Genomic DNA, 25058 nt, shown 5'->3' with positions numbered 1-25058 from the left:
TTTTAATAAAGATGGCAAAATTAACCAGATATATATTGATAGCAGCGTTAAGCATGTTAATGTCTTGCACCTTTTTTAGCAGGGTTTATTGTCAGAATAATTATCGCCTTATTATTCATTGTATTGATAAAGACAGCTTATTTGTTGCACATAATCTCGTTTTAAAATCTTCATTTAGCAGTGCTTTAGATTGTAGTGATTATGTAAATAAGCTTCCGTTTGTTTTACAGCAAAAAGGGTACATCTCTTCTTCAATTGACAGTTCAATTGAGGTTGAAAATCAAACTGTTATTTATCTTTTTTTAGGTGAAAAATATGATTTACTTAATCTTCATATTCACGAGCAGGATAAGAATTACCTTCAGCAGGCAGGGGGGGAGTTGAAGATAGGAAAAAAAGAAAAATTTAATTTCGAAGATTACAGGAAAACTACAGATAGACTCCTCGATTATTTTGAAGCCAATGGCTTTCCTTTTGCCAAAATAAGTCTCGATAGTGTTTCCATCACAGGAAGTGAAATAGATGCAACTCTTAATATTGACCGAGGTTTTCCTTACCGTATAGATAGTATTAGGTTGTATGGACCTGCTAAAATTTCCAGAAACTTTATTCATCATTATCTTAATATAGAGAGGGGCTCACCTTACAATAAAAAAAAACTTGAAAAAATTAATCAGCGATTACTGGAATTGCCTTACCTGGAGCAGGTACAGCCCTGGGACGTAACTATGCTAAATACCGGCAGTCTTGTTAACCTTTACTTAGCGCCTAAGAAAAGCAACCAGGTAAATGTGCTCGCAGGTTTTCTGCCATCTAACCAGCAATTAGGTGGAAAATTGTTATTAACCGTTGATGCAAATTTGCAGTTGCAAAATGCATTTGGAGGAGGTGAGCATATGGGGCTAATGTGGCAGCAGATACAACCCAAATCGCCCCGCCTTAACCTGCAATTTACCCAGCCTTACATGTTTAATTCATCCTTTGGTATCGATTTTTTATTTGATCTGTATAAAAAAGACTCTTCATTCTTAAATATAAATAGCCAGTTAGGATTGCTCTACATGTTATCACCCAACAAGGCGGGAAAGGTTTTTTTACAAACTCAACGAACAAATGCGCTCCAGGTAGATACACTAAATATTAAAGCTTCGAGAAGATTACCCGATGTCGGAGATGTAAGTTCAGTAAATTTTGGAGTTGACTACGATGTTGCAAATACAGATTACAGGTTTAATCCGCGCAAGGGAAATGAATTGAACATTTCTGCGCTAGCAGGAAATAAAACAATAAGAAAAAATACAGCTATTACCCAGATTAAAGATTCTTTCTTTGATTATAGTACATTGTATGATTCGATTAAGTTAAAGGCTTACCAGTTAAGGGTGAGAGCAAAAGCCGCGCATTATTTTAAGATGGGGAAGCAAACAATTGTAAAGACGGGAATAAATGCGGGTTGGTATGAAAGTCCAAGTTATTTTAGAAATGAATTGTTCCAGATAGGAGGCTATAGGTTACTGAGAGGTTTTGATGAAGAAAGTATTTACGCAAATAAGTATGTTGTTGGTACTGTAGAATATCGTTACCTGGTTGGTTTAAACTCGAATTTTTTTATATTTAGTGATGCAGGCTGGACCAGTAATCCAATTATAAAACAATCAAATACATATTTAGGAGCCGGGGTAGGGCTGTCGTTTGAAACGAAAGGAGGCATTTTTAATGTCAGTTATGCTGTAGGAAAACGAAATGATCTCAGTTTCGATATAAAGCAATCTAAAATTCACATCGGCTATGTCAGTATTTTTTAAGTAATAGAAAAATTGTGCGGAAGTAATTATTTTTTTCCCTCTCATCTCGCTAAGATATTTTTGCCCATTAATAATGCTGTTGAAAAAAATCCTTTTCATATTTTATTTTTGCTTTGTATCTTTTTGTGCCTTTGCCCAAACAGACACAGGTAATGCATCTACAGATACGCTGTCGCGTGCATCACGATCTGTTACTGCCAAAAAAGTAAAAAGGCGCGCTGTTACAGATTCTGTTAATAGATATGCTGTTTCAGATACATCTGGTGTAGTTGACAGCGTGCCCAGAGTTGATTCTTCGGTGCCTGTCTTTTCTGATACTGGCAGGCGACCTGTTGATACTGCTAAGATTTCCATTCCGGTGGTATCAATAAAAAGGCCATTTGATTCTATTTACCGAAGGTTGCTGGATAACCCATATATAACTAAAGCTAAACCGATATACCTCGTAATAAATGTAAAACAAAGGCATTATAAAGATGAAGTTTTTTATCTTCTTTGCGGATTACTGCTTTTTTTAGCCTTTATACGGCTTGTCTTTAACCGGTATTTTAAGAATATTTTTAAACTTTTCTTTCAGCCATCTTTTCGCCAAAAGCAAACCCGGGAGCAATTGTTGCAAAATAATTTTCCATCTCTTTTACTCAATTTGTTCTTTATTTTTTCGGCGGCAACATATACTACATTTCTTCTTCAGTATTCTCACCTTACCAATATTGGTTTTTGGTGGCTGTTGTTATATACAAATGCAGCTTTACTAGCACTATACATTGGAAAATATATCTTACTAAGCTTTGCCGGCTGGGTTTTTAATGTAAAAGAAGCTACTGAAGCATACATTTTTGCAGTCTACCTAATCAATAAAATTCTTGGCGTCGCCCTAATTCCGTTCATCCTATTGCTGGCATTTGCGCAGCCAGCTATAATTAACATTTCTATCACAACTTCGCTATTGATTATTTTTCTGTTGTTTATATACAGGTATCTTGTTTCTTATGCTCCTATACGTCGCGAGGTTAAAGTGAGTATGTTGCATTTTTTCTTCTATATTTGTGCTTTCGAAATTATCCCCCTTTTACTCATATACAAGACGTTAATAATTTTTTTAGATAATAGTCACTAATTTTGAATAAAATATTGAAGCAACGCATGGTAAAAAACGGGGCAATAAACGGAATAAGCAGTAAGGCTGTGAAGAGAGTTCTCATAACCCAACCTAAACCGGAAAACGAAAAATCGCCATATTTTGAATTAGCGAAGAAATATAACATCGACTTTGTTTTTCATCCTTTTATAAGACTTGAAGGCATACCTGCAAAAGAATTTCGCAAGCAAAAAATTGACATTTGCAGTTTTTCTGCAGTCATTTTTACTAGCCGAAATGCTATTGACCATTTTTTCCGTGTTAGTGAAGAAATGAAAGTTACTATTAGCCAGGAAACAAAATATTTCTGCATAACTGAGGCAGTGGCCTTATATCTTCAAAAATTTATTTTGTACAGAAAGCGAAAAGTTTTTTATGGAGCGGATGGTACAAATAAGAGCATGTTTGATGTTATTAATAAGCATAAGGATAATGAAAAGTTTTTATACGTTTGCAGTGAAAACCAGCAGGACAATGAAATTGTAAACTGGCTGAAAAACAATAAGTGCGAGTTTGCTCTTGCATTTATGTACCGCACTATTAGCAATGAAATTGCTCCTGTGATGGAAGCACAGTATGATGTTATTTGTTTCTTTACTCCCACAGGTGTAAAAAGCCTCTTTGACAATATTCCTTCATTTCAGCAATTAGAAACAGTAATAGGCGCTTTTGGAAATAACACTTCTAAGGCAGTGGAAGATGCCGGCCTCGTGTTAGATATAAAAGCTCCCGCACCTCAAACTCCCAGTATGGTTGCTGCTTTAGAGCAGTTTATAACTTCTGTAAATAAAAAGGAAAAGAACAGTATTTAACAAGCACAAGCCTAAAGAATAAATTTCAACGAGAAGAATAAGGTCTTTTGAAAGATACGGGAAAGGAGCTAAAAGCACCTTGCAAAATTTTCTGGAAACTCATTTGATAAAAGTTTACTGAGGCCTTTTCATTAAACTTTTTTTCTTTCGTATTGCTGACAGTGGCTCTCCTGCAGAGCTTGTTTCCATCATATTTACTTTTTGGACATAAAAATGTATTTATGTTGTTTTGTTCTTTGTAAAAGGGATTCTTCTTTTTCCTCCAATCGCTGCAAAAGATTTAACTGATTTATTGCACGGTTAAAATTTTGTCCTTCATATTTTGCGCCGTAGTACACGTCATTATTAAAGTAATCAGACAGAAAACGAATGCATTGCATATAGATCATAAATTTCCCGGAATATATAAAACCTTTCTGTTCTTCTTCTGTAAGGTCTGACTTCATCTCAGCCAAATAACCTTCTACAATAGCTACGAAATAATCATCTCTTACCTCAATTTTTGAAAAGTCTTTTTCTTCTTCACTCACTGGGCATAAATACGTACGCATCATATCTCCTACATCACTTATGAAGAAACCAGGCATTACTGTATCAAGATCAATTATACATAATCCGCAATTTTTTTTATCAAAAAGTACATTACTGATTTTCGTGTCGCAGTGCATCACTCGTTTTCTGAATTGTGGACTCTTTTTTATTTGCTCAAATTCATCAACAATGTACCTGTATTTTTCTAACTGCTTACTTATATTTGCAGCTATAGAAAGGCGTTCTTTATTTCCTTGCTGTAACGATTCTTCAAATTGCCTATAGCGCAAACTGAGGTTATGAAAGTTAGGTATTGTTTCTTTCAATAACTTCTCATCAAATTCTGCAAGAAGATGCGTAAATTTTCCGAATTGCCGCGCTGCTGTAAAAGCAAGTTCGGGACTTTCAACAGTAGTATAAGTAACTGAGTTTTTTACAAATGGAAGTATTCTAAAATAGCCATCATCGTTTTGTACTATTTCACGGCCATCTATAGAGTGGATGGGGGTAACGAAAAAGTAGTCAGGAAAATGTTCTTGCAGGTAATCTCCAACCAAACGAATATTGTTAGAAATTGCATAAGGGTCTTTGAATACGTTGTTATTTATTCGTTGAAGAATATATTGTTCGTCATTTTTTTTTAATAACCACGTATGGTTTATCAGGCCTGTACCAAAAGGCTCAGTAATCCATTCTTCCGGTTTAAATCCATAAATTTCTAATATTGAAGCTAACATGTAAGGTAGTTAATGTTAAAAAGTAATTTGCTATTCATTATCATTCTTAATCGGTTTTGAACTATTCCTATTTAAACAACTGGTTTCTTTTCCAACCCTTTAAAATAATCTTCACCTTCACTTATGGTAAGGCAAATGCTATATAATAATCGCCGGATTTAGTTGCCATTTTTCCGCCACCGCCTGCAGCAATTATTATATATTGCTTACCATCAACCAGGTAAGTGCTTGGTGACGAATAACCTCCTGCAGGAAGCTTTGTTTCCCACAATATTTTTCCCGTTTGCTTATCAAACGCCCGAAATTTTTCGTCTTTTGTCGAAGCAATAAATACCAGACCACCTGCAGTAACTATGCTGCCTCCCAGGTTTGGTGATCCTGTTGGGGGAATACCTTTTTTGGTAAGTTCATCAAATTCACCTAGGGTAACCTGCCAGGCAAAATCTCCCGTATTCAGATTTATAGCAGTTAATGAACCCCAGGGAGGTGTAATGGCGGGGTATCCCTGAGGATCCCAAAAGCGATTGTATCCGGTATTTTTATAAGGATAAGGTTTTCCTGATTCATTATGGATTAATCCTATATAACTTGGTAAATCATTTGAATTAACATACAAAAGATTTGTCTCAGGATCAAAAGATGCTCCGCTCCAATTTGCGCCACCTAAAAGGCCGGGCATAATTAAAGTAGGCACATTGCTGATTGGAGTAAATTGAGGGCCGCTCTTACTTTTTTTGAATACATCTATAGCAAATGTATGAGCTTCAGGATTCAAGTTAGTCATGTCATTTACAGTTAAACCGGTGCGTGCAAAGGCTTTAGGTTTAATGGGAACGGGTTGGGTGGCAGAAGTATGCTCTCCAGGAATATTAGAAGCAGGTACGGCTTTCTCTTCTATTTCAAACAAGGGTTTACCTGTTTCCCGGTTGAAAAGATAAACATAGCCCGTTTTGCTTACCTGCGCCACCGCATCTATTTTTTTTCCATTATGTTTTACAGTTACTAAATTGGGAGGACAGGGAACATCTTTATCCCAAATATCATGATGAACAGTCTGAAAGTGCCACATTCGTTTACCTGTATTGGCGTCGAGAGCTACTACGCAATTTCCAAATAAATTATTTCCGGGCCGATCCTGACCATAAAAGTCCCAAGTAGGAGAGCCCGTAGCTATAAAGGCTATTCCACGTTTTTCATCAAGGCTTATACCTGACCATGCATTCACTCCTCCTGCCTTTTTCCACGAATCGTTTCCCCATGTATCATTTCCAAATTCGCCCGATTGCGGGATCGTATGAAATACCCAATTTAATTTTCCTGTCTCAATATCAAAAGCCCGAACAAATCCCGGTGCTGCAGGTTCAGGTCCTTCTCCTACAGTTGAACCCATAATTAGATTATTTTTGTAGACAACTCCTGGTGTCGTAGAGTTATAATGCATACCCTTTATATCCCGATTAAGTCCTTGTCGCAAATCAATTTTACCATTATTTCCAAAGTTCGAAATTGGCTTGCCCGTTTGCGCATTTAAAGCAAATAAATAAATCCCTGCGCTGTAATAAATTCGTTTGTTTTTGCCGCTTTCCCAATACTTCACTCCACGATTTACCCAATAGCCTGTTCCGGGAGTAATGTCTATTTTTTCTTCCGTACGCAATTTTTGTAAAACTTCCGGGGGTAAAGGGTCAAAACGCCATATTTCTTTGCCTGTTGCAGCTTGTAGAGCTACCAGTTTTAATGTTGGAGTAGATGCATATACAACTCCATTCACTGCAACAGGATTACATTCAATTGTTGTTTTTAAATCATCTGAATAATCACCTGAGCGATATGTCCATGCCACCTTTAACTGACTGACATTTTGCTTGTTAACCTGGCTAAGAGTTGAATACCGGCTTTTAGTGTTATCTCCTGCATAATCATTCCAGTTTTTGCCTGCGTAGTTTATAGTGCTTCTGTTAGAAATGGTACAAGCCGAAAGCATTAGTTGTAATAATACAACTGATACAAATAAAGTTTTGGGCTTAATGAACATACGATCTACAAATGTAAAAGATGCTTTTTTCATATTGGCAAAACCCACTATAGTTTATCCTTAAAGTTGAAAACTTACTTTAATTACTTGTAAACCAATCATTAATTTTTGAATTCATTGCTAATTCATACACATACATCCAATCAGAATTATTTGTGCCATTTGCCAGGTGATCATGATGATTTTGGTCAAGAATATAATCAGCCGGATTTGCAATTATACGTGTCTTTGAAAATATTTGTTCGTAATTGTTTCTTATTGTACTGAAGTTGTTTACATAACTTTTTATACCATCTTTTGCAGCAGATTTACCAGCGGCCGATGCATTATCATACTTTTCTAATAACACCAGCAGCTTTGCAGGATATATCTGCAATTCATTTATCTGGTTCATAACTGCTAAAGTATATTCATTGTGGCGGGCAAGTTGAGTCGCTTTGGCTAGTTTGTTTTTAATTTCCTGGTACCTGAGAACCTCTTCCTTAGCCTTTTGAATTTTTGTCTTATATTTTTCACTCCATGCATTATTATTCTTCTGATCAGGCAATTCTATTAAGTGAATTTTTCTTGGATAGTTACTCCTGTCGCCTTTATCAATCAGCGCTGACTCCCAAAATACCAAAGCCTTCTCTAAGGAATCCTGAAACTCAAAAGATGCAGTAGCCAGGGCAGGTGCATAGAACCTTTGACGGAACATAGAGTGAACGTTATCTGCTGTAGCATCTGTATGATTCCAACTGAAAAAACCAAAATCATATAAACCACGCCAATAAGTTTCAAAATGAGGAGAGCAATCATCCCATGCCGTGCATAAAATTCCATCCATCTTCTTTTCAGCAGTTATTCTACAAAAATCCTTAATAGGTTGAAAATTAGATTTTTCACGTGGAAGCATTGGCCACATGGTTTGAGCAGCAGTAGCAGCCATAGCTTTTAAATGATGAGACTTATACCAATCTATCGCTTTATGATTGCCAGGTATATCAGGGCTGTCGTAATTCCAACGCATATACACACATTCCTTTGGGAAGAGTCCAATGTTTTCTTCTAGCCGGTGTGCATTTGCCTGCCATATTTTGTTTACCTCTTCTGCCGGAACTTTTGGATCCCATGTAGTTTGATAAAGGTCAGAAAGTTTAAAAACCATATCATCCCAGAAAATAGGTATTCTGTTATGGGCTGTGGCAAATTCACAAACTTTTTTCAGCCATTGCATTTGTAATTGTATCGGAGTTAATCCTGACTTTTTTGATAATTCTGACATGCCTAAGTTGCCTACTTCATCACCGCCAACATGTAAATATTTTCCATAAGGAGTTGCCGCTATCGCATCTTCGTATAGAGAAAATTGCAAATCGTACGTTTGTGGATTCATAGGATCAAATGACCAGTCAGATGTAACAGTATCGCGCAGGTTTTTATACTTATCGTGTTTTAAAATAAAGGAAGCATGTCCCAATCCCTGCACCAACGGACTGATCTCAATGTTTCTTTCTTTTGCATAACGGCTAATTGCGGCGAACTCATCGACAGAAATAGCATGAGATGCTCCTACTAAAGGAGCTTTGCGATAACGCAGCTTATCTTCAAATTCAACAATAATGGCATTTACTTTTACCTGTGCCAACCGGTCGATCATGTCATAATAGTACCGTCCTGCATCAAGGTGGTGCTTTAAGTCAAGGTGTATAGCACGGTAAGCAATATCAGGATAATCGGTTACTGTGCATGCCGGTATTTCTATTTGTTGAGCATCTGCATCCTCCAGCAATTGTAATAAAGTCTGGCATCCGTAGAATAAACCTGCCTGGTCAACAGCATTAATAACAACATGATTATCATTTATTTTAATTGTATAGCTTTCAGGAGACGCAGCAGAATTTTTAGATGTTGTAATATTTAATTCAAGTACTCCTGCACCTGCGGTAGAAGTTAGCGGTAAAGATTGTAAAACTCCATACAAAACCGGTTTTACAGTTGTTCCCTTTAATAAAACTGATCGAAGTGTATTAGCAGAAATTCCTTTTCCTTTTATTAATTCAATTTTTTGTGGCTCGGGCATCAACTTAAAATGCTTGTCAAAATCTTCTTTATCAAAAGCATAAAGGTGCAACGATATTAAGCTGAAGAGAAAAAGGCAAAGACACTGTAAAGGTTTCATGAAAAGATTGTTTGTAATAAATCAGTGAATAGTTTTGATAATAGTATAGAGTCATTATTATTTTGAGATACCAGATGTTCGCCTGTTGTAAACTATCCGTCCTTTTATAATCGTCATTTCTATTTCGATGTTGTTATTAAAAAGCACGATATCTGCATCTTTACCTGCCACCAATGCACCCTTTTTATCAGACACTTTCAATATGCGGGCAGGTGTAGCTGTTATCATTCTTATTGCATCTATTAAAGGTACGTCAGCCATAAAAACCATGCTTCTTACTAAACGGTCTGCTGTTGCTACACTTCCTGCAAAAGAACTTCTGTCAGGCAACTTTGCTACGCCATCCTCTACTATTACCTTTAAGCCGTTATGAATGTTTCCTAAAACACTTTCTCCTTCGGGCATTCCTGCCGCACGCATAGCATCAGTAATCAATGCTGTTTTGTCTGCCCCTTTAATTTTATATACAAGTCTGAGCAAAGGTGGAGGAAGATGGATACCATCTGCTATAATTTCCACATCCATTTCATCAATTATAAATGCGCTCTCAACTGCTCCGGCATATCGGTAAGCATTCTTGCGAGTCACTCCAGACATAGCCGAATACAAATGGGTAGCCAGCGTATAACCATTTTCAAATGCAACTATTACCTCCTCGTAAATAGCATCTGTATGTGCCAGCGCAGTTAAGATGCCTTTTGATTGTAAACACCGTCCAAACTCAATAGCTCCTTTTAGTTCCGGTGCAGCACTCCATCGTTTTATGGATGAAGAACGAGAAAGTATGTCATTATATTCAGCAGGGTCAGGATTTCTGATATAACGCGGATCCTGAGCTCCACGCTGACTCATAGCAAAATAAGGACCTTCGAGATGCATGCCGAGAAATTGAGATCCATTTATATTCTTTTGGTTTGTACTCTCATATATTTGCAGGGTTTGCAATAATTGTTCATTTGTGCTTGTAAGGGTAGTGGGCAACATAGACGTAGTTCCATATTGCGCATGGGTTTCTGCAATTTTAAGGAAAGCAGTTTCATTTCCATCCATAAAATCATGACCACCTCCGCCATGCACATGTATATCAATAAAACCTGGAGCTATATATTGTCCCCTGGCATCTATTTCAAGAGCATTTTTTACTTCTATATTCCCTTGCTCAATAGCTGTAATAACGCCTTCTGAAACAATCACTGTTCCATTTGGAATAATTCTATAAGGCGTAATAATATTTCCGTTATATATTTTTAATTGTTGTTCTTTCATCTGGTATTTTACCGCAAGCCGCTGTTATTTTAAATTGTTTAGAAAGCCTTTAAATTAAAAACTCCATTTTCTTATTTTATGTCCGTAAAAGGCATAAAACGCCAGGTACAGGTAACAGGGAAATAATACCCAATAAGCGTATCGAACATTATATAAATCTGCAAAATAACCGTAAAAAAGAGGCAGAATAGCATTGCCGCACAAGCCCATTATCATTATTGAAGCACCAAGTTTAGTAAATCTTCCGAGGCCATCTAAAGCAAGCGGCCACAACCCTGCCCAAACTAACGAATTTGCTAACCCCAGTAATACCACAAACCAAATTGAAACATCTGTAGTATGGTTAAAAAGAGTTACCTGGCCATGAGCATAAATGATAAGTATTGTAAGGAATGTTCCTAGTACTGTACACGCTCTTAAGGCATTTACCTGTGTTATGTATTTGGGGATAAAAGTAATACCGAGTATATAACCACAGATAGTGGCAAAGAGTGTATAGGAAGGAAAAACTTTCGCTTCCATTAAATCTATTTGCATAGAGTTCGCATATCCAATGATCGTGTCAATTGCAATTACCTGGGTACCCACATGCAGAAAAATACCTAATGCGCCAAGTATCAAGTGTGGAAATTGAAAGATGTTTTTTTTTGCGTGATTAGCTGTAGCTACTTCAGCAGTTTCCTCTTCGGTATTTATTTCAGGCAGGGGAGAGTATCGTACCATTAACCCTAAAAAAAATAAAACAGCGCCAACACACGTATAAGGAAGTATCACCCTTCTTATCAGTTCGTCTAATGCGGCATTTTTTGCCATTTCGTTCATAGTTCCCAGCTCGCGAAATAAATCATTATCAGTGGCTTTTAAAACAACTGCAGCAAATAAAATGGGAGCAAGAATGCCAGCTCCTTTATTGCAAATGCCCATAATGCTGATGCGCCTTGCCGCGCTTTCCTTCGGACCTAAAACAGTTATATATGGGTTGGCCGCGGTTTGAAGAACTGCAAGGCCGGCGCCAATAGTAAAAAGACCTAACAGGAACACTTCATAAGTTCTTGTAAGAGCGGCGGGCACAAAAATAAAGGCACCTGTGGCCATTACCCAAAAGCCTGCCATCATCCCTTTTTTAAATCCTACCTTTTTTAATAAATAGGAGGAAGGAACAGACATTATGAAGTATGAAATATAAAAGGCAAAGGTTACCAGGTATGATTCGAAATTTGTTAATTCGCACGCGATTCTAAAATAGGGGATCAAAATAGAATTAACCCACGAAACAAAACCAAAAATAAAAAACAGAAGGCCAATAATGAGAATAGAAATAAAGGAGTCACGCCTGGTTAAGGAATTAATATCTATGGTGGCTGCAATCGTTTTACTCATCGTATTTATTTAATAACTACTAATTTCTGACAGTGCATGTACTTGTTTGAGGTCTTGTTTATGGTAAGTATTCCACGATATCAATCATGATACAGTATTGGCCGAAAGTTGAGCTGCAGAACCTTTATCAAGATATAAAGTGCAATCAGCATGTTGTTGCAGAATGCTTGCCGGATATAGATTGCTTACTCCTTGCTCAACTGTATTTTTTACAGCCATTGCTTTTCTTTTATCAGGCACTGAACATATAATATGTTTTGATTTCAAAATTTGTTTTACCGACATACTTATTGCCTGCCGCGGTACTTCATCAATTGATGTGAACCAGCCTTCACCTAACTGTTGTTTTCTGCACGCTTCATCTAACTCTACAATTAAATATGGCTGCTCTGTTTCAAAATTTGCCGGTGGATCATTAAAAGCAAGATGACCGTTTTCTCCAATGCCGACAAGGGCAACATCAATCGTAGATCTACTTATCAGTCGTCCTAAACGTTCACATTCTTCTTTTGGATCAGCTTCACCATTGATTAAATATGCGGCGTTTAATGCCGGTACTTTTGATATGAATCTTTCCTGCAGGTATTTTCTGAAACTTGCGGGATGAGTGATGGGTAAACCGATATATTCATCAAGATGAAACATGACTACTCTGCTCCAATCAATACCTTCTTCAGATATAAGTTGATGTATTGTTTCAAATTGGCTGGTACCAGTGGCTAATATAATGTTGGCATTTCCGTTTTCTTCTATTGCCTGCCAAATGATTGCTGAGGCAGCAGCCCCTGCAACCTTACCTAATTCTCGTGCATTTTCACTTATGCTAACGTTCATTTTTACATTTTAATTCAATTATTCAAAGATTTTCTGGCAGCCACTAAGACGTTAAAATTGCAGGAAAACTGCAAATTTATTTCCCTGATGAAAGTTTCATTAGTTTCTTTATTACATTCAAATGAACCGGGTACGAATATTTGAAAATAGGAAATAATATTTCTTTTGTTTCCTCAGGCTTTTAGCCATCGGTCAAACCAATTAAAAGCCTCGATCTGCATTTGGGAGTCAAATTTGTGCGGGCCCGGATAATAGGAGCATTTGAAATTGCCTTCTGCTCCTGCTTTTTTAAATACTTCAGTCAATATGTTTTCTGCCCTGTTCATTTCAGGTAGAGTATACAACTGATCCTCGCTATTATTTAAAACGAGGGTTGGAAGAGGCGCACGTAAACCCAATATTTCAGGAAAGTCTAATTCGTTGGGCAATAAAGGCACATAAGTCATCCAGGTATGAGTGAACGATTTATTAAGCAGAAAGTCTTTCCAAGTAGTCATAAATCCTACGTCAACGGTGCACTTAATCCTTGGGTCCAATCCCGCCATAAAAACGGTTCGTATTCCTCCTCCGGAAAGGCCTCCGCAACCCACTTTGCTGGCATCAACATCTTCCCTTGCACATAAAATGTCAAGTGCTTTTCGATCCTCTGCAAAAAATACCGCTGGCCATGTTGTTCCTGCACAGAACAAGGATTTCGCCATTACATGTTCGTGTTCACCAGCCCAGTCATTATACGCTTTTATGTTCTCAGGAGTTTCAGTATTTTCGGCTTTTCTTCCATTGCGTATACGTTCCGGCACGTCCTGAAGCATTACTCTTCTGCTTCCAAATGTAAAGGCATCAGGAACCAAAACAACATAACCCCGTTTGGCAATTTCATTGGCCCATGCGAAACCTGAATAATAAACCTCCCGGTGTTCTTTCATCAGCGCAAGTTGATCATCTGACGTTTTTGTGATCTTTTTGCAGCCAAAATATTTGTTTCCGCCATGATCATGAAAAGCCAGGACTGCAGGTAACTTACCTTTTGCGTTTAGTGGTTTCAGCAGAATTGCTTCTGTTGCTCTCCCGTAGGGCAACTGCCAGGTCACCTCTTCTATATGCAGACCGTCATAAGCATATTGCTTTTTCACAGTAACTTTAGGAAGGCCCCCAATATCAGGAATGGCTAACCTTTCAGTAAGCCGTTGTTTTGCAGAATTTCTCCATGATTCCAGGTTTTTCCATTCTTCTCTGCGAAAAGAAAAAGAGGGTAGCTTAGTTTCATTCAGTGAATTAGCCCATGATCCATAAAGACCGATGATGCTAATGTCGTTATTCGTATAATCGGTGTTACTCACGGCAGCAGTGGTGTTTATTAAATTATTCTTTTGATTTTTTTCCGGATTATTGTGTGACGCATACCCGTTAAGGATGTTGCCTCCAGCTACACTAATGCCTGTAAGGCTTGCAAGTTTTAAAAATTCCCTTCTTTTGTTAGGCATTTACACATTTTTTTGAATCTTTATAATATATTATTTGATTTCACACATTCACTCAAACTTTCTATTTATTCAAATCAGGTAAAACAAATAGCTGAATGAAAAAATCAATCAGTAAAAGTGAGTGATATTCCCGCATTGTTTGATTATGAAGTACGGATATTTTCAGTAATAAATATTATTAAAACGCATTGCAAACGTTTGCGCTAATTTTATGAAGGTGCATCTACTAATTCTTGTTAAGCATTAACCAGCTGTTTAAAAAGGAAGAATTTTTGTAGTTATATTTTTTGTAGGATGTACGCTGATCTTATACCTTGTTACTAACGATCACAGCAACGTTTGGCATTCGATCTTTTTTATTTTTTTATAGACTACTTTACATGATTGGAAAGAGTACTTGTACTTTAGTAAAAATTAATTTTTAGGGTGAACAAGGTGTTTTCACATGACAGGATTTGCCCCCCCTTATTTAATTTAAAATCGGCCAGTTTGTGTAGGAATCATTTGTCTCGAATGGTTCTGAGGGAGCAACGCCTTTTAGTACGAAATTGCATTTAGTTAGTCTTTCACTCCTGGGTTGGCCCAATAGTGAAATTGCTCTTTTAATAATTTTATTTAATTCTTTTGAAGTTGTCGGTTTTACCAGATAAAATGCAGCGCCGTATTCATAAGCGTCATTAATGTCCTTAATATTTGCAGAACTTGCGTAAGTGATAACAGGAGTAGCCGGAAGTAGTTTAAGATTATAAATATCCTTCAAACAATTAATTCCATTTTTTAAAGGCATATCAAGGTTAAGAAATACGAGGTCAGGATTATCATTGTTTTTTATATATCTTAAAGCAGCTATTCCATCTGGCATAAATACACATTTGCATGACGGTAAAATATCCTGAAGTGCTTCTGTTAGCATCAACGCAAATTCTTTTTCATGCTCCGCAATTAAAGCATTGATTGAAGATGAATTCATAAATATTAGATTTGTTTTATTAGGGGTTTTAGTATCTATCGCAAGATAACGTTAAGCATTAATTTTAAATATGTATGTATGAGAAACTTCTTTTTTAATAAAAAAACTTTAACAAAAATCACAATTCGATGAGTTAAAGTAATTTTATGGTTGAAAGAACGGGTGGCATTTGCTCATTGTGAGAGTTTAAGCAGAAGATATTTTAGAAGATAACAAAAAGTATACTACAATTATTACAACCTATAATTTTATTATGTTATTTTATTTAACAGTTTACAGCCTTAAAATACAAATACTCCCGTTAAACCTAGGCATAATCTTCTTGTCTTGATCGATTGAGTTGTTAGCATTTGTGTTTTATCGGTGCTGAAATTATAGTTGCATAAATCCAAAGTAGGTAAGCATATAATACTTGTATTTTTAAAATAATATAATAAAAGCACATAATTCACGCGCAAAAATGTCCGGATTTAAATTTTTTTACAATTATAACACAATACTCCGCTTATCGAAACTGTCAATAAGGCCAGCAAGTATTACCTTTGCATTTGGGGGAAGTATTAATGGACAGTTGAAGAACTGCAATTTTGAATGAAGGGAATTTAGCTAATTGAACTCTGAAAAGAAAATTACAATCATTTCCATATCTTCTATTTGTTCAAATCGATAAGAAAGTTATGCATCAGTATGCAATAACTGCAAGTCTATACCTCCCCGGCATGTGAGTTGAATTTATTAAAAATTAATAAAGCTAGTAGAAACATTATTAATATAAAAGGTTATGATTAAAGTTTCAGAAAGAGCAAAAGAATACATTACTGAATTAATGGCTGCAGAAAATGCAGGCTCCGAAAGTTTTGTGAGAGTAGGAGTAAAGGGCGGAGGATGTTCAGGATTGGAGTACCAGTTAAAATTTGATACCGAGCTGAAGCAGGGAGATGAAGTCTATGAGGATAAAGGAATTAAAGTTGTAGTTGATTTTAAAAGCTTGCTTTATTTGTTCGGAACAGAATTAGACTATTCAGGAGGCCTAAATGGCAAAGGGTTAGTATTTAATAACCCGAATGCAACTAAAACGTGTGGATGTGGGGAAAGTTTTTCGGTTTAAATTATTAATGTCAGTTAAAGAAACGAGCACATGGAAACAAACGATCAGATAATTCAGGATATAACGTCGCAGGAATACGAGTTTGGTTTTATCACGGATATTGAGATGGATAGGGCTCCTGTCGGTCTTAATGAAGACACTATTCGTTTTATTTCTCAGAAAAAAAATGAACCGGAGTGGATGCTGAATTGGCGCTTGAAGGGTTATGAGGCTTTTTTGAGACAGGATATGCCTATATGGCAGAACTTCAAATTACCGCACATTAATCTCCAAGGCATATCTTATTACGCAGCTCCTAAGACAAAAAAGAAATTTAATAGTCTTGATGAAATAGATCCGGAACTACTGGCAACATTTGAAAAGCTGGGAATTCCACTAAATGAACAAAAAGCGTTGTCAGGAGTTGCAGTTGATGCAGTTTTTGATAGTATTTCAGTTGCGACAACTTATAAAGAAAAATTAAGTGAACTGGGAATAATTTTCTGTTCATTTGGAGAAGCCGTACAGGAACATCCGGAACTTGTAAGAAAATACGTAGGTTCTGTTGTACCTCATTCTGATAACATTTTTGCATCTCTGAATACCGCCGTTTTTTCAGATGGTTCCTTTGTCTATATCCCAAAAGGAGTTCGCTGCCCTATGGAGTTGTCAACTTATTTTCGTATCAATGCAGAAAACACTGGCCAGTTTGAACGAACACTAATAATTGCTGATGAGGGCAGCTATGTAAGTTACCTTGAAGGTTGTACTGCTCCAATGCGCGATGAAAATCAATTGCATGCCGCAGTAGTTGAGTTGATAGCACTGGAAGGTGCAGAAATTAAATATTCAACCGTACAAAACTGGTACCCCGGTGATAAAGAAGGCCGCGGAGGTATTTACAATTTCGTAACAAAAAGGGGTGTTTGCCGGGGCGCTAATTCTAAAATTTCCTGGACACAGGTAGAGACCGGATCTGCTATTACCTGGAAATATCCTGGAGTTATTTTACAGGGAGATAATTCGGTAGGTGAGTTTTACTCTATTGCCGTTACAAAAAACAAGCAAATTGCTGATACTGGTACCAAAATGTTTCATATCGGCCGCAATACAAAAAGTCGCATTATTTCAAAAGGTATTTCTGCGGGACATAGTAACAACAGTTATCGCGGGTTAGTACAAGTAGGACCTAAAGCTGAAAATGCACGAAATTTTACACAATGTGATTCTTTGCTGTTGGGAAGTGAATGTAGTGCCAACACCTTTCCTTATATAGAAACAAAGAACAACACAGCAATGGTGGAGCATGAAGCCACTACTTCAAAGATTGGGGAAGACCAGATTTTTTATCTAAATCAGAGAGGTATTAATACCGAAAAAGCTGTGGCATTAATTGTGAATGGATATGTGAAAGAGGTCTTGAACCAGTTGCCAATGGAATTTGCGGTAGAAGCCCAAAAATTATTATCCATTACACTAGAGGGAAGTGTAGGTTAAACAATAAATTATAAAGAACAATGTTGAAGATTAAAAATTTGCATGCGCGGGTAGAAGAAAAACAAATTCTAAAAGGCATTAATCTAGTGGTTAACGCCGGTGAAGTGCATGCTATCATGGGCCCGAATGGTTCAGGCAAAAGCTCTTTAGCGTCGGTACTGGCCGGCCGCGAAAATTATGAAGTATTGGAAGGAGAAGTTGATTTTGACGGAAAAGACCTTTTAGATATGTCACCTGAGGACCGTGCGCGTGAAGGATTATTTATGGCGTTTCAATACCCAATAGAAATTCCAGGCGTATCAAATATAAATTTTTTAAGAACGGCTTTAAATGAAATTCGTACTTACAAAAAATTACCGGCGTTGGATGCAAAACAGTTTTTAAGGTTGAGCAAGGAAAAACAAAAACTGGTAGAATTTGATGCAAAATTGGTAAACAGATCTTTGAATGAAGGTTTCTCAGGTGGAGAAAAGAAAAGGAACGAAATTTTTCAGTTAGCCATGTTAGAACCAAAGCTTTCCATTCTTGATGAAACTGACTCTGGCTTGGATATAGATGCTCTACGTATCGTGGCAAGTGGTGTTAATAAACTTCGTTCAAAAGATAATGCTTTTATTCTTATAACACACTACCAACGCTTACTTGAATATATTGTACCGGATTTTGTACACGTACTATACAATGGGCGTATCATAAAATCAGGTACGAAAGAATTAGCATTAGAATTAGAAGAAAAAGGATATGACTGGCTAAAGGAAACTTTTCAGGAACAAACGGTTCAATTATAATTAATGACGAAACAAATTACTATACCATTATACGAGGACTTGTTAAATGGTTTTAATAACACAAGTATACACGGAGAGAATGAAACCATACAAGAAGCAAGAAGAAACGGATTTGAAAGTTTTAAGAGATTAGGTTTCCCTACCCGCAAAAATGAAGACTGGAAGTATACCGGTATTACTCCGTTTTTACAGGAGCAATATCATATAAACGGTATTGCAAAAGAAGCGGAAATTTCTGCAGCTTTGATTAACCAGGCCTCTATTCCATCTTTAGATAGTTACCGATTGGTGTTATTAAATGGTCAGTTACAGACCCCTATTGATACATTGCCTGATTTTATCAGGGTAAAATCTATCAGGGAAGCGAAAGAGAATGTTGATCTTGTAAAATATTTTGGGAAGAATACAGACGTAAATTCATTTCACTTTGCAGCTTTAAATACAGCGCTATTCTCTAACGGGCTTTTTCTTGAGATAGATGCTAAAGCTATTTTAGATAAACCGTTGCATATTGTGCATGCCTTTACAGCTACCGGTAACCTATTTATTCAACCGCGGCATTTAATTGTAGTGCATTCAAATGCATCTTTAAGTGTGATTGAAACCGTTGTTTCTGAAAATCCGCTTTCTAAAATTTTTGTAAATAGTTTAACCGAGGTAGTGGTGGAAGAAAATGCCTGTTTTGATCACTATGTAATGCAAATAGCTCAAATTGGAACAAGGTTAGTTCATCAAACAGATGTAAGCCAGAAACGCCATAGCGTTTATAGTAATTACACATTTTCTATGCCTAAAGCTGACTTGATCAGGAACAATTTGCATGTCTCATTAGATGACGATCAGACTGAAACCCATTTGTATGGTTTGTATTTAGGTGAAGGCCAGCAATTGATCGATAACCATTCTTTTATCAATCATAAAAGGCCTAATTGCAATAGCAATGAGATCTACAAAGGAGTACTGCTGGATAAAGCAGTAGGTGTATTTAACGGAAAGGTTTTTGTGCAGCCGGATGCACAAAAGACAAATGCATTTCAACAAAATAATAATTTACTGCTAAGTAACAAGGCAACAATTAATACAAAACCACAGTTGGAAATTTTTGCAGATGATGTGAAGTGTAGTCATGGTGCAACTGTAGGACAGTTAAGTAAAGATGCAATGTTCTATCTAAGGTCAAGAGGTATTGGAGAAGAAGCTGCAAGAGCTTTGCTGGTAAACGCTTTTGCGTTTGACGTAACTGAAAAAATTAAAATACCCGCACTAGAGCAGCATGTCAATCATCTTATTGCTCAACATATTCCGGTTAATAAAAACTAAGAGATGTTTAACGATAATGATATTATAACAAAGGCAGCGAAGCTTGATATTGAAAAAATAAGAAGTGATTTCCCTATTCTGCAAACACTGGTTTATGGTCAACCACTTGTATACCTGGATAACGCTGCTACCACCCAAAAGCCAAAGTCTGTTCTAAAGGTAATGGATGAGTACTATAAAGAATACAACAGCAATGTGCACAGGGGTGTTCATTATCTAAGCCAGAAGGCTACAGATGCGTTTGAAGTGGCGAGAAGAAATGTGCAGGCTTACATTAATGCGAAACATGAACATGAAGTAATATTTACAAAAGGCACTACAGAAAGTATTAACCTGGTAGCAAGCTCTTTTGGAAAACGCTTTGTAAAGGCAGGCGACAGCATCATCATATCTGCTATGGAACATCATTCTAATATTGTTCCATGGCAACTAATGTGCGAAGAGAGAGGTGCTACATTAAAAGTAATTCCTATCAACCAAAAAGGGGAATTATTGATGGACGAATTTGAACAGTTACTGGATGAAACGGTGAAACTTGTTGCTGTGACCTTTGTGTCGAATACTTTAGGAACAGTAAATCCCGTAAAAGAAATTATTGATAAAGCTCATGCTCAAAATATCCCGGTATTAGTTGATGCTGCCCAGGCAATACAACATATAGGAATCGATGTGCAATATTTGGACGTAGATTTCTTAGCTTTTTCAGGACATAAAATGTATGGCCCGACTGCAGTTGGTGTTTTATATGGAAAAGAAAAGTGGCTAAACGAAATGCCGCCCTACCAGGGTGGTGGTGAAATGATCAAAACGGTTTCTTTTAAAAAGAGTACGTACAATGTACTTCCTTTTAAATTTGAAGCAGGAACACCAAATGTAACAGAAGTCATAGGCCTTAGTGTAGCTATTGATTACATTAATGCAACAGGACTTGATTATATTCGTGAAAGAGAGCAGCAGCTAATACATTATGCAATTGATGGTTTGAAAAGTATAGCTGAACTTAGGTTAATCGGTGAAGCTAAAGAAAGGGCTGCTTCTATTTCTTTCCTAGTTGGAAATACTCACCCTTTTGACGTAGGTGAGATTCTTGATAAACAGGCTATCGCTGTTCGCACCGGTCACCATTGTACAGAACCTTTGATGGACATATTTAAAATTCCTGGTACGGTACGTGCTTCTTTTGCTTTTTACAACACTGAAGAAGAAGTGGATAAGCTTGTAAAAGGCGTAAAAAAAGCTGTAACGTTACTTAGTTGATAAATGGGAGATTATGACAATTAATGAGAAGCAGGATCAGATTATAGAAGACTTTGAGTTGTTTAATGATTGGATGGAGAAGTATGAGTACATTATTCAGTTAGGTAAAGATCTGCCATTGATAAACGCACAATATAAAACCGATGATAACCTGATTAAGGGTTGTCAGTCTAGGGTTTGGTTACATGCGGATTACCAGGATGGGAAGCTTTTTTTTACTGCCGATAGCGATGCCTTAATAACAAAGGGCTTAGTAAGTATGGTAGTGCAGGTATTATCAGGTCATACGCCAAAAGAAATAGCAGACGCTGATATTTATTTTGTTGACGCCATTGGGTTGCGAAGTCATCTTTCATCTACCCGTTCCAATGGGTTATTATCAATGCTTAAGCAAATGAAAATCTACGCGATAGCTTATCTTGCTAAAGCTTTGCAGTAAAGATTATGGAAGTAACAATAAAAGATAAGATTGAAGAAGCTCTTCAGACCGTTCACGATCCGGAAATACCCGTTAATATTTGGGAGTTGGGATTGGTGTATGAGCTTAAAATAGATAATGGGGTGGTTTGGATTACTATGACCTTAACAGCCCCTGCATGTCCCGTTGCAGGAGAAATTATACAAGAGGTACAACAAAAGACAGAAGCAATCGAAGGAGTAAAAGAAGTTCATGTAACACTCACATTTGATCCTCCATGGACAAAAGATATGATGAGCGAAGAAGCTAGGCTTGAGCTAGGCTTTATGTAATATTCCAAAAAAATCTTCATTTTGGTTTAGCTCCCCATTAGAAGAGGTAGAAAGCTTAAATCATGTGTTTTTTTTACATAAATTGGTTTCACTTAGTTAATAAGATTCAATATTTCTTTTTCAATAAAACTTACCTACAATATTATAAACATAAATCTATCCCTTTTAAACATATCCTCATTTAAATTGACTTTTTAAAGCCGATCTTTAAAGCCTATCGACAATCGAGAAATTCAAAATATATAGGCAAAGCCAATACCTAATAACTCTTTTAATTGTAATTTGGCACCTCCTGTAGATCCATCGCTTTTAACTGTTTTTATATTGTCATCATACATCATATCAACAGAGAGGCTCATGTTAACAAATTTTGTCACCTTAACAGCCAGAATATTTGTCCAATACAAGTTTAAATTCTGTGGTTTATCCAGATAGTTAGAAAATAAATCTAGCCGCGTATTATAGGTAGCAGTTTCACTTACCTTAGCTTTATAAGTAACTGAAGCGAAGGCGCCGACTTGTAGTTTGGATTTTTTGCCTGGATCTACACCAAAAGCGCCCGCTGAAGACAGGGAATCATCACGCACAATTATCCATCTCGCCGTTACAGGAGATAAAAACACAGAAAAATTATCGTTTGGTTTATAATCGAGGCCTTCTGATAGTAATACATAGGCTGGCGCCATAAAGGTAGAGGTAAGTACCTTGGAACCGGAAGATGGATAAGCATAGCCTTTTGCAAACTGGCTTCTAAAATTAAATAAGGTACTCACGTACCAATGTTTGCCAATATCATATCCATACTTTGAAATGAGATCAATACGGTCATCAGCCTTTCTTTGCCCGAGGCTTGTAGTGCTTACAATTCCGTACGCCAAATTGAGCGTATTATCCCATGAATGTTTTCTTTTTTTATAAAATGCATACAGGTTCAAAAAAGTTGACAGGGACAAGGAAGAGTTGTCTCCTCCTGCTGCCCAGTTGCTCAGAGCGGCCTGGTTAAAATTGAGATTATATAATCCTCCTGTCTTCCAAACTTTGGGAACGGTGTCGTTAACATCTTTTACAATAGTTTTAGACGACGCCTCATTTTTTAATCCCTGAACTGTAGTATCCTGTGCATTTGAATAAGCAGCAAGAAATAATAAAGCATAAACACCTAATACTTTTTTCATATAATAGAGTTAAAAGGTTTAGCTTAAGCGAAAACAGAAGGGCCATCTATTGCACTGCACCTGCCAGGTCTTACTATGTCATCATTGGTAACAGGAGCAATAGAATGAAAGAGATTAAACATTTCTTCTACTCTCTTTAATTTTAATCCGATAATTATTTTTTTACAGAATCTCTAATTTCCATCAGTAGCTTCTCCTGCAAGGTTAAGGTGGGGGCTTCTGGCGCAATTGGTGCTTCTTTCTTGCGTTTCAAACTATTAATTCCTTTTAGTACGATAAATAATACAATAGCTATAATAATAAATTTAATAATGGCGGCAAGTAAGTTGCCATATTTTACCGCTCCCCAGGTCAGTTTATTAAGATCTTTAGCACCTGCAGCATCTAATGCTGGTTGCAGCAACAAAGGAGTAATTACATCTTCTACTAACGATGAAACTATTGCACCGAAGGCAGCACCGATGATAACAGCAATTGCAAGTTCAACAACATTGCCTTTCAAAGCAAACTCTTTAAATTCTTTTACTAGTCCCATAAGTAAGTTTTTAGGTTTAAAAACTAAAATAAAAAAAATATTCAAATATTCCTATTTAATGATCAGTTAGTTAAGCACGAAACAATTGAATCTATAGGCAAAAATTCCTCTAAGTGTCCCTTTATTGAAATATGCTTCCTAAAAAATCGCGAAACTTTTAAACTTTCGAAATGACCAGGCTGTTGGTTTATAACCTTTTTATTTTACCTGTTGCCGGTCTTTTATATTATACCAAATGCTCATTGCGAAGCTGGTTAAGAACACAAATAAGGTTGTATTGTCAACAAGTTTTACGGGCAAGTTTGCATGTGTTAGTTTGAGTATAAGAAAATGAATATATGAGTTGGAATGATCGAAGTAACCTAGTTTTTCCCTTACTTGCCAGTGCCAGTCGGTACAAAAACAATATCCCCAGCCATACCAGGCCCCAAGTATGAACCAAGAAAAAGCAGTTAAAGAAAGTGTTATCAAATGTAGTTTACGTGTTTTTTTAAAAATCCAGCCTATTATATTAAATAAAGTAAATAGGGTATGAAATACAAAGAAAAAGATATTGAGAAACTGATACCACATAAAGTAGTTTGGAGACTAAGATACTCCCTCTGCAACCTAGACAAATTTTTCAAGCACGCAATTATAAAAAGAGTACGGCACTCATATAAGTTCGGCAAAAGCCTAAAAACCGTACTCTTAATTACCAAAACCGAAACAACGTTACAACATTTAGTTTTATTAAGAAATTGCCATTCGCGCTTTTTTCTTTTTACAAACTACACTAGGTCATCTGCCTCTTTAAATTTTAAACGTTGGCGTATGTATGGGCAATACTCCCAATTCAGTGAATTTTAATTTAGCTGCTGGGGAGTGGTAAGGGCGTCACGAGAAACAAATAAGGCGCCGCTAAATATAAATGTTTTTCGTTGCTAATTTGGTTTCTTTACTTACCATCAAAATAGGCAGGATTATTACTTTAAAGAGTTTCTAATATGGTTTCAAAATCATTTGTAAGAAGTCATTTAAGAAGAGTAAGCGGACCGCTTAGCGGTTTCTCTCCATTTTTTAAATCAATTAAGTAATAATATGTAGCGACAGGCATAGGCGAACCATTAGACGTTCCGTCCCAGGGTTGTTGGTACCCCTTCGAACTAAAAACTTTACTGCCGTAACGGGTAAATATTTCTACCGTGCAGTTATCATAATCTTTAAGTCCTTTAATAATCCATTTGTCATTAATATTATCTCCATTAGGGCTGAAGGCATTAGGAATTGTGAAAGTTTTAAAATGTTTACTAACCCTTTTAGACAAATAAAACATTGAATTATCTAATATAATTCTTCGGGTGTTTACTATAGCAGAAGCAATAGGAAAAGAACCGGTAATATTTCCCGGNGACTGNGCCGGGTTCCATAAAAAAGGTTTGTCCCATTTAGAATTTCTATAAATAGTTATATAACTATTATTGCGCATGCTTTTAAAAACTTCACTTTCGATA

General features: G+C 36.6%; 22 protein-coding genes. 10 read left to right on the top strand and 12 right to left on the bottom strand.

Going from position 1 to position 25058, the window contains the following annotated elements; genetic code table 11:
* Positions 1 to 11: 11 nt before the first annotated feature.
* The 3 genes from B154_RS0110970 (at position 12) to B154_RS0110960 (ending at position 3758) form a co-directional block, all read left to right on the top strand.
* Positions 12 to 1805, top strand: coding sequence for a POTRA domain-containing protein (locus B154_RS0110970; protein ID WP_026260113.1), 1794 nt, complete (start codon positions 12 to 14; stop codon positions 1803 to 1805).
* Between the two features lie 79 nt (positions 1806 to 1884).
* A complete protein-coding gene (locus B154_RS0110965) occupies positions 1885 to 2925 on the top strand; it encodes a DUF4271 domain-containing protein (RefSeq protein ID WP_169337659.1) in 1041 nt (346 codons plus the stop codon).
* A gap of 2 nt (positions 2926 to 2927) precedes the next feature.
* Positions 2928 to 3758, top strand: a complete 831-nt coding sequence (locus B154_RS0110960; RefSeq protein WP_245542587.1) for a uroporphyrinogen-III synthase — start codon at positions 2928 to 2930, stop codon at positions 3756 to 3758.
* Between the two features lie 194 nt (positions 3759 to 3952).
* Here the strand turns inward: B154_RS0110960 and B154_RS0110955 are convergent, their stop codons facing one another.
* From B154_RS0110955 to B154_RS0110920, 8 genes are all read right to left on the bottom strand, one after another.
* Positions 3953 to 5026 (bottom strand): phosphotransferase enzyme family protein, encoded by a 1074-nt coding sequence (locus B154_RS0110955; RefSeq protein ID WP_018614174.1) that lies wholly within the window; start codon positions 5024 to 5026, stop codon positions 3953 to 3955.
* A 121-nt stretch (positions 5027 to 5147) separates the two neighbouring features.
* Positions 5148 to 7094, bottom strand: coding sequence for a pyrroloquinoline quinone-dependent dehydrogenase (locus tag B154_RS0110950; RefSeq protein ID WP_018614172.1), 1947 nt, complete (start codon positions 7092 to 7094; stop codon positions 5148 to 5150).
* Between the two features lie 46 nt (positions 7095 to 7140).
* Positions 7141 to 9222 carry a glycoside hydrolase family 20 zincin-like fold domain-containing protein gene (locus tag B154_RS0110945; RefSeq protein WP_018614170.1) on the bottom strand — a complete coding sequence of 694 codons (2082 nt, stop codon included), beginning with the start codon at positions 9220 to 9222 and terminating at the stop codon, positions 7141 to 7143.
* A 57-nt stretch (positions 9223 to 9279) separates the two neighbouring features.
* Positions 9280 to 10488: an N-acetylglucosamine-6-phosphate deacetylase gene (gene nagA / locus B154_RS0110940; RefSeq protein WP_018614168.1), complete on the bottom strand. Its 1209-nt coding sequence runs from the start codon at positions 10486 to 10488 to the stop codon at positions 9280 to 9282.
* A 54-nt stretch (positions 10489 to 10542) separates the two neighbouring features.
* Positions 10543 to 11868 carry a sugar MFS transporter gene (locus B154_RS0110935; protein WP_018614167.1) on the bottom strand — a complete coding sequence of 442 codons (1326 nt, stop codon included), beginning with the start codon at positions 11866 to 11868 and terminating at the stop codon, positions 10543 to 10545.
* 84 nt (positions 11869 to 11952) lie between these two features.
* Positions 11953 to 12702: a glucosamine-6-phosphate deaminase gene (locus B154_RS0110930; protein WP_018614165.1), complete on the bottom strand. Its 750-nt coding sequence runs from the start codon at positions 12700 to 12702 to the stop codon at positions 11953 to 11955.
* A 173-nt stretch (positions 12703 to 12875) separates the two neighbouring features.
* Positions 12876 to 14186, bottom strand: a complete 1311-nt coding sequence (locus tag B154_RS0110925) for a dienelactone hydrolase family protein (RefSeq protein WP_018614163.1) — start codon at positions 14184 to 14186, stop codon at positions 12876 to 12878.
* 469 nt (positions 14187 to 14655) lie between these two features.
* A complete protein-coding gene (locus tag B154_RS0110920) occupies positions 14656 to 15156 on the bottom strand; it encodes a response regulator (RefSeq protein ID WP_018614162.1) in 501 nt (166 codons plus the stop codon).
* Positions 15157 to 15937: 781 nt separating this feature from the next.
* Between B154_RS0110920 and B154_RS0110915 the strand changes: the two genes are divergently transcribed.
* Genes B154_RS0110915 through B154_RS0110885 form a run of 7 tightly spaced genes read left to right on the top strand, consistent with a single transcriptional unit; the run spans position 15938 to position 21855 of the window.
* Positions 15938 to 16264: a HesB/IscA family protein gene (locus B154_RS0110915; RefSeq protein WP_018614159.1), complete on the top strand. Its 327-nt coding sequence runs from the start codon at positions 15938 to 15940 to the stop codon at positions 16262 to 16264.
* Positions 16265 to 16294: 30 nt separating this feature from the next.
* Positions 16295 to 17740, top strand: coding sequence for a Fe-S cluster assembly protein SufB (sufB, locus tag B154_RS0110910; RefSeq protein ID WP_018614157.1), 1446 nt, complete (start codon positions 16295 to 16297; stop codon positions 17738 to 17740).
* A 20-nt stretch (positions 17741 to 17760) separates the two neighbouring features.
* Positions 17761 to 18528, top strand: a complete 768-nt coding sequence (gene sufC, locus B154_RS0110905; protein ID WP_018614155.1) for a Fe-S cluster assembly ATPase SufC — start codon at positions 17761 to 17763, stop codon at positions 18526 to 18528.
* A 3-nt stretch (positions 18529 to 18531) separates the two neighbouring features.
* A complete protein-coding gene (sufD, locus tag B154_RS0110900) occupies positions 18532 to 19848 on the top strand; it encodes a Fe-S cluster assembly protein SufD (RefSeq protein ID WP_018614153.1) in 1317 nt (438 codons plus the stop codon).
* A 3-nt stretch (positions 19849 to 19851) separates the two neighbouring features.
* Positions 19852 to 21105, top strand: coding sequence for an aminotransferase class V-fold PLP-dependent enzyme (locus B154_RS0110895; protein ID WP_018614151.1), 1254 nt, complete (start codon positions 19852 to 19854; stop codon positions 21103 to 21105).
* A gap of 13 nt (positions 21106 to 21118) precedes the next feature.
* Positions 21119 to 21544: a SufE family protein gene (locus B154_RS0110890; RefSeq protein WP_018614150.1), complete on the top strand. Its 426-nt coding sequence runs from the start codon at positions 21119 to 21121 to the stop codon at positions 21542 to 21544.
* 5 nt (positions 21545 to 21549) lie between these two features.
* Positions 21550 to 21855 carry an iron-sulfur cluster assembly protein gene (locus B154_RS0110885; RefSeq protein ID WP_018614147.1) on the top strand — a complete coding sequence of 102 codons (306 nt, stop codon included), beginning with the start codon at positions 21550 to 21552 and terminating at the stop codon, positions 21853 to 21855.
* A gap of 233 nt (positions 21856 to 22088) precedes the next feature.
* On the opposite strand, the gene B154_RS0110880 is transcribed toward B154_RS0110885, so the two are convergent.
* The 4 genes from B154_RS0110880 to B154_RS33845 form a co-directional block, all read right to left on the bottom strand.
* On the bottom strand, positions 22089 to 23030 hold the full coding sequence (locus tag B154_RS0110880) for a DUF3078 domain-containing protein (protein ID WP_018614145.1): 942 nt from the start codon (positions 23028 to 23030) through the stop codon (positions 22089 to 22091).
* Between the two features lie 154 nt (positions 23031 to 23184).
* Positions 23185 to 23610, bottom strand: coding sequence for a large conductance mechanosensitive channel protein MscL (gene mscL, locus B154_RS0110875; RefSeq protein ID WP_245542586.1), 426 nt, complete (start codon positions 23608 to 23610; stop codon positions 23185 to 23187).
* Positions 23611 to 23763: 153 nt separating this feature from the next.
* Entirely contained in the window at positions 23764 to 24138 is a 375-nt protein-coding gene (locus B154_RS0110870) for a DUF2784 domain-containing protein (RefSeq protein ID WP_018614142.1), read from the bottom strand.
* A 439-nt stretch (positions 24139 to 24577) separates the two neighbouring features.
* Positions 24578 to 24880 carry a T9SS type B sorting domain-containing protein gene (locus B154_RS33845; protein WP_425423102.1) on the bottom strand — a complete coding sequence of 101 codons (303 nt, stop codon included), beginning with the start codon at positions 24878 to 24880 and terminating at the stop codon, positions 24578 to 24580.
* Positions 24881 to 25058 lie beyond the last annotated feature (178 nt).

The sequence above is a fragment of the Segetibacter koreensis DSM 18137 genome (assembly GCF_000374045.1).
Lineage (GTDB): Bacteria > Bacteroidota > Bacteroidia > Chitinophagales > Chitinophagaceae > Segetibacter > Segetibacter koreensis.
This window is presented reverse-complemented; position numbering and strand designations above follow the sequence as displayed.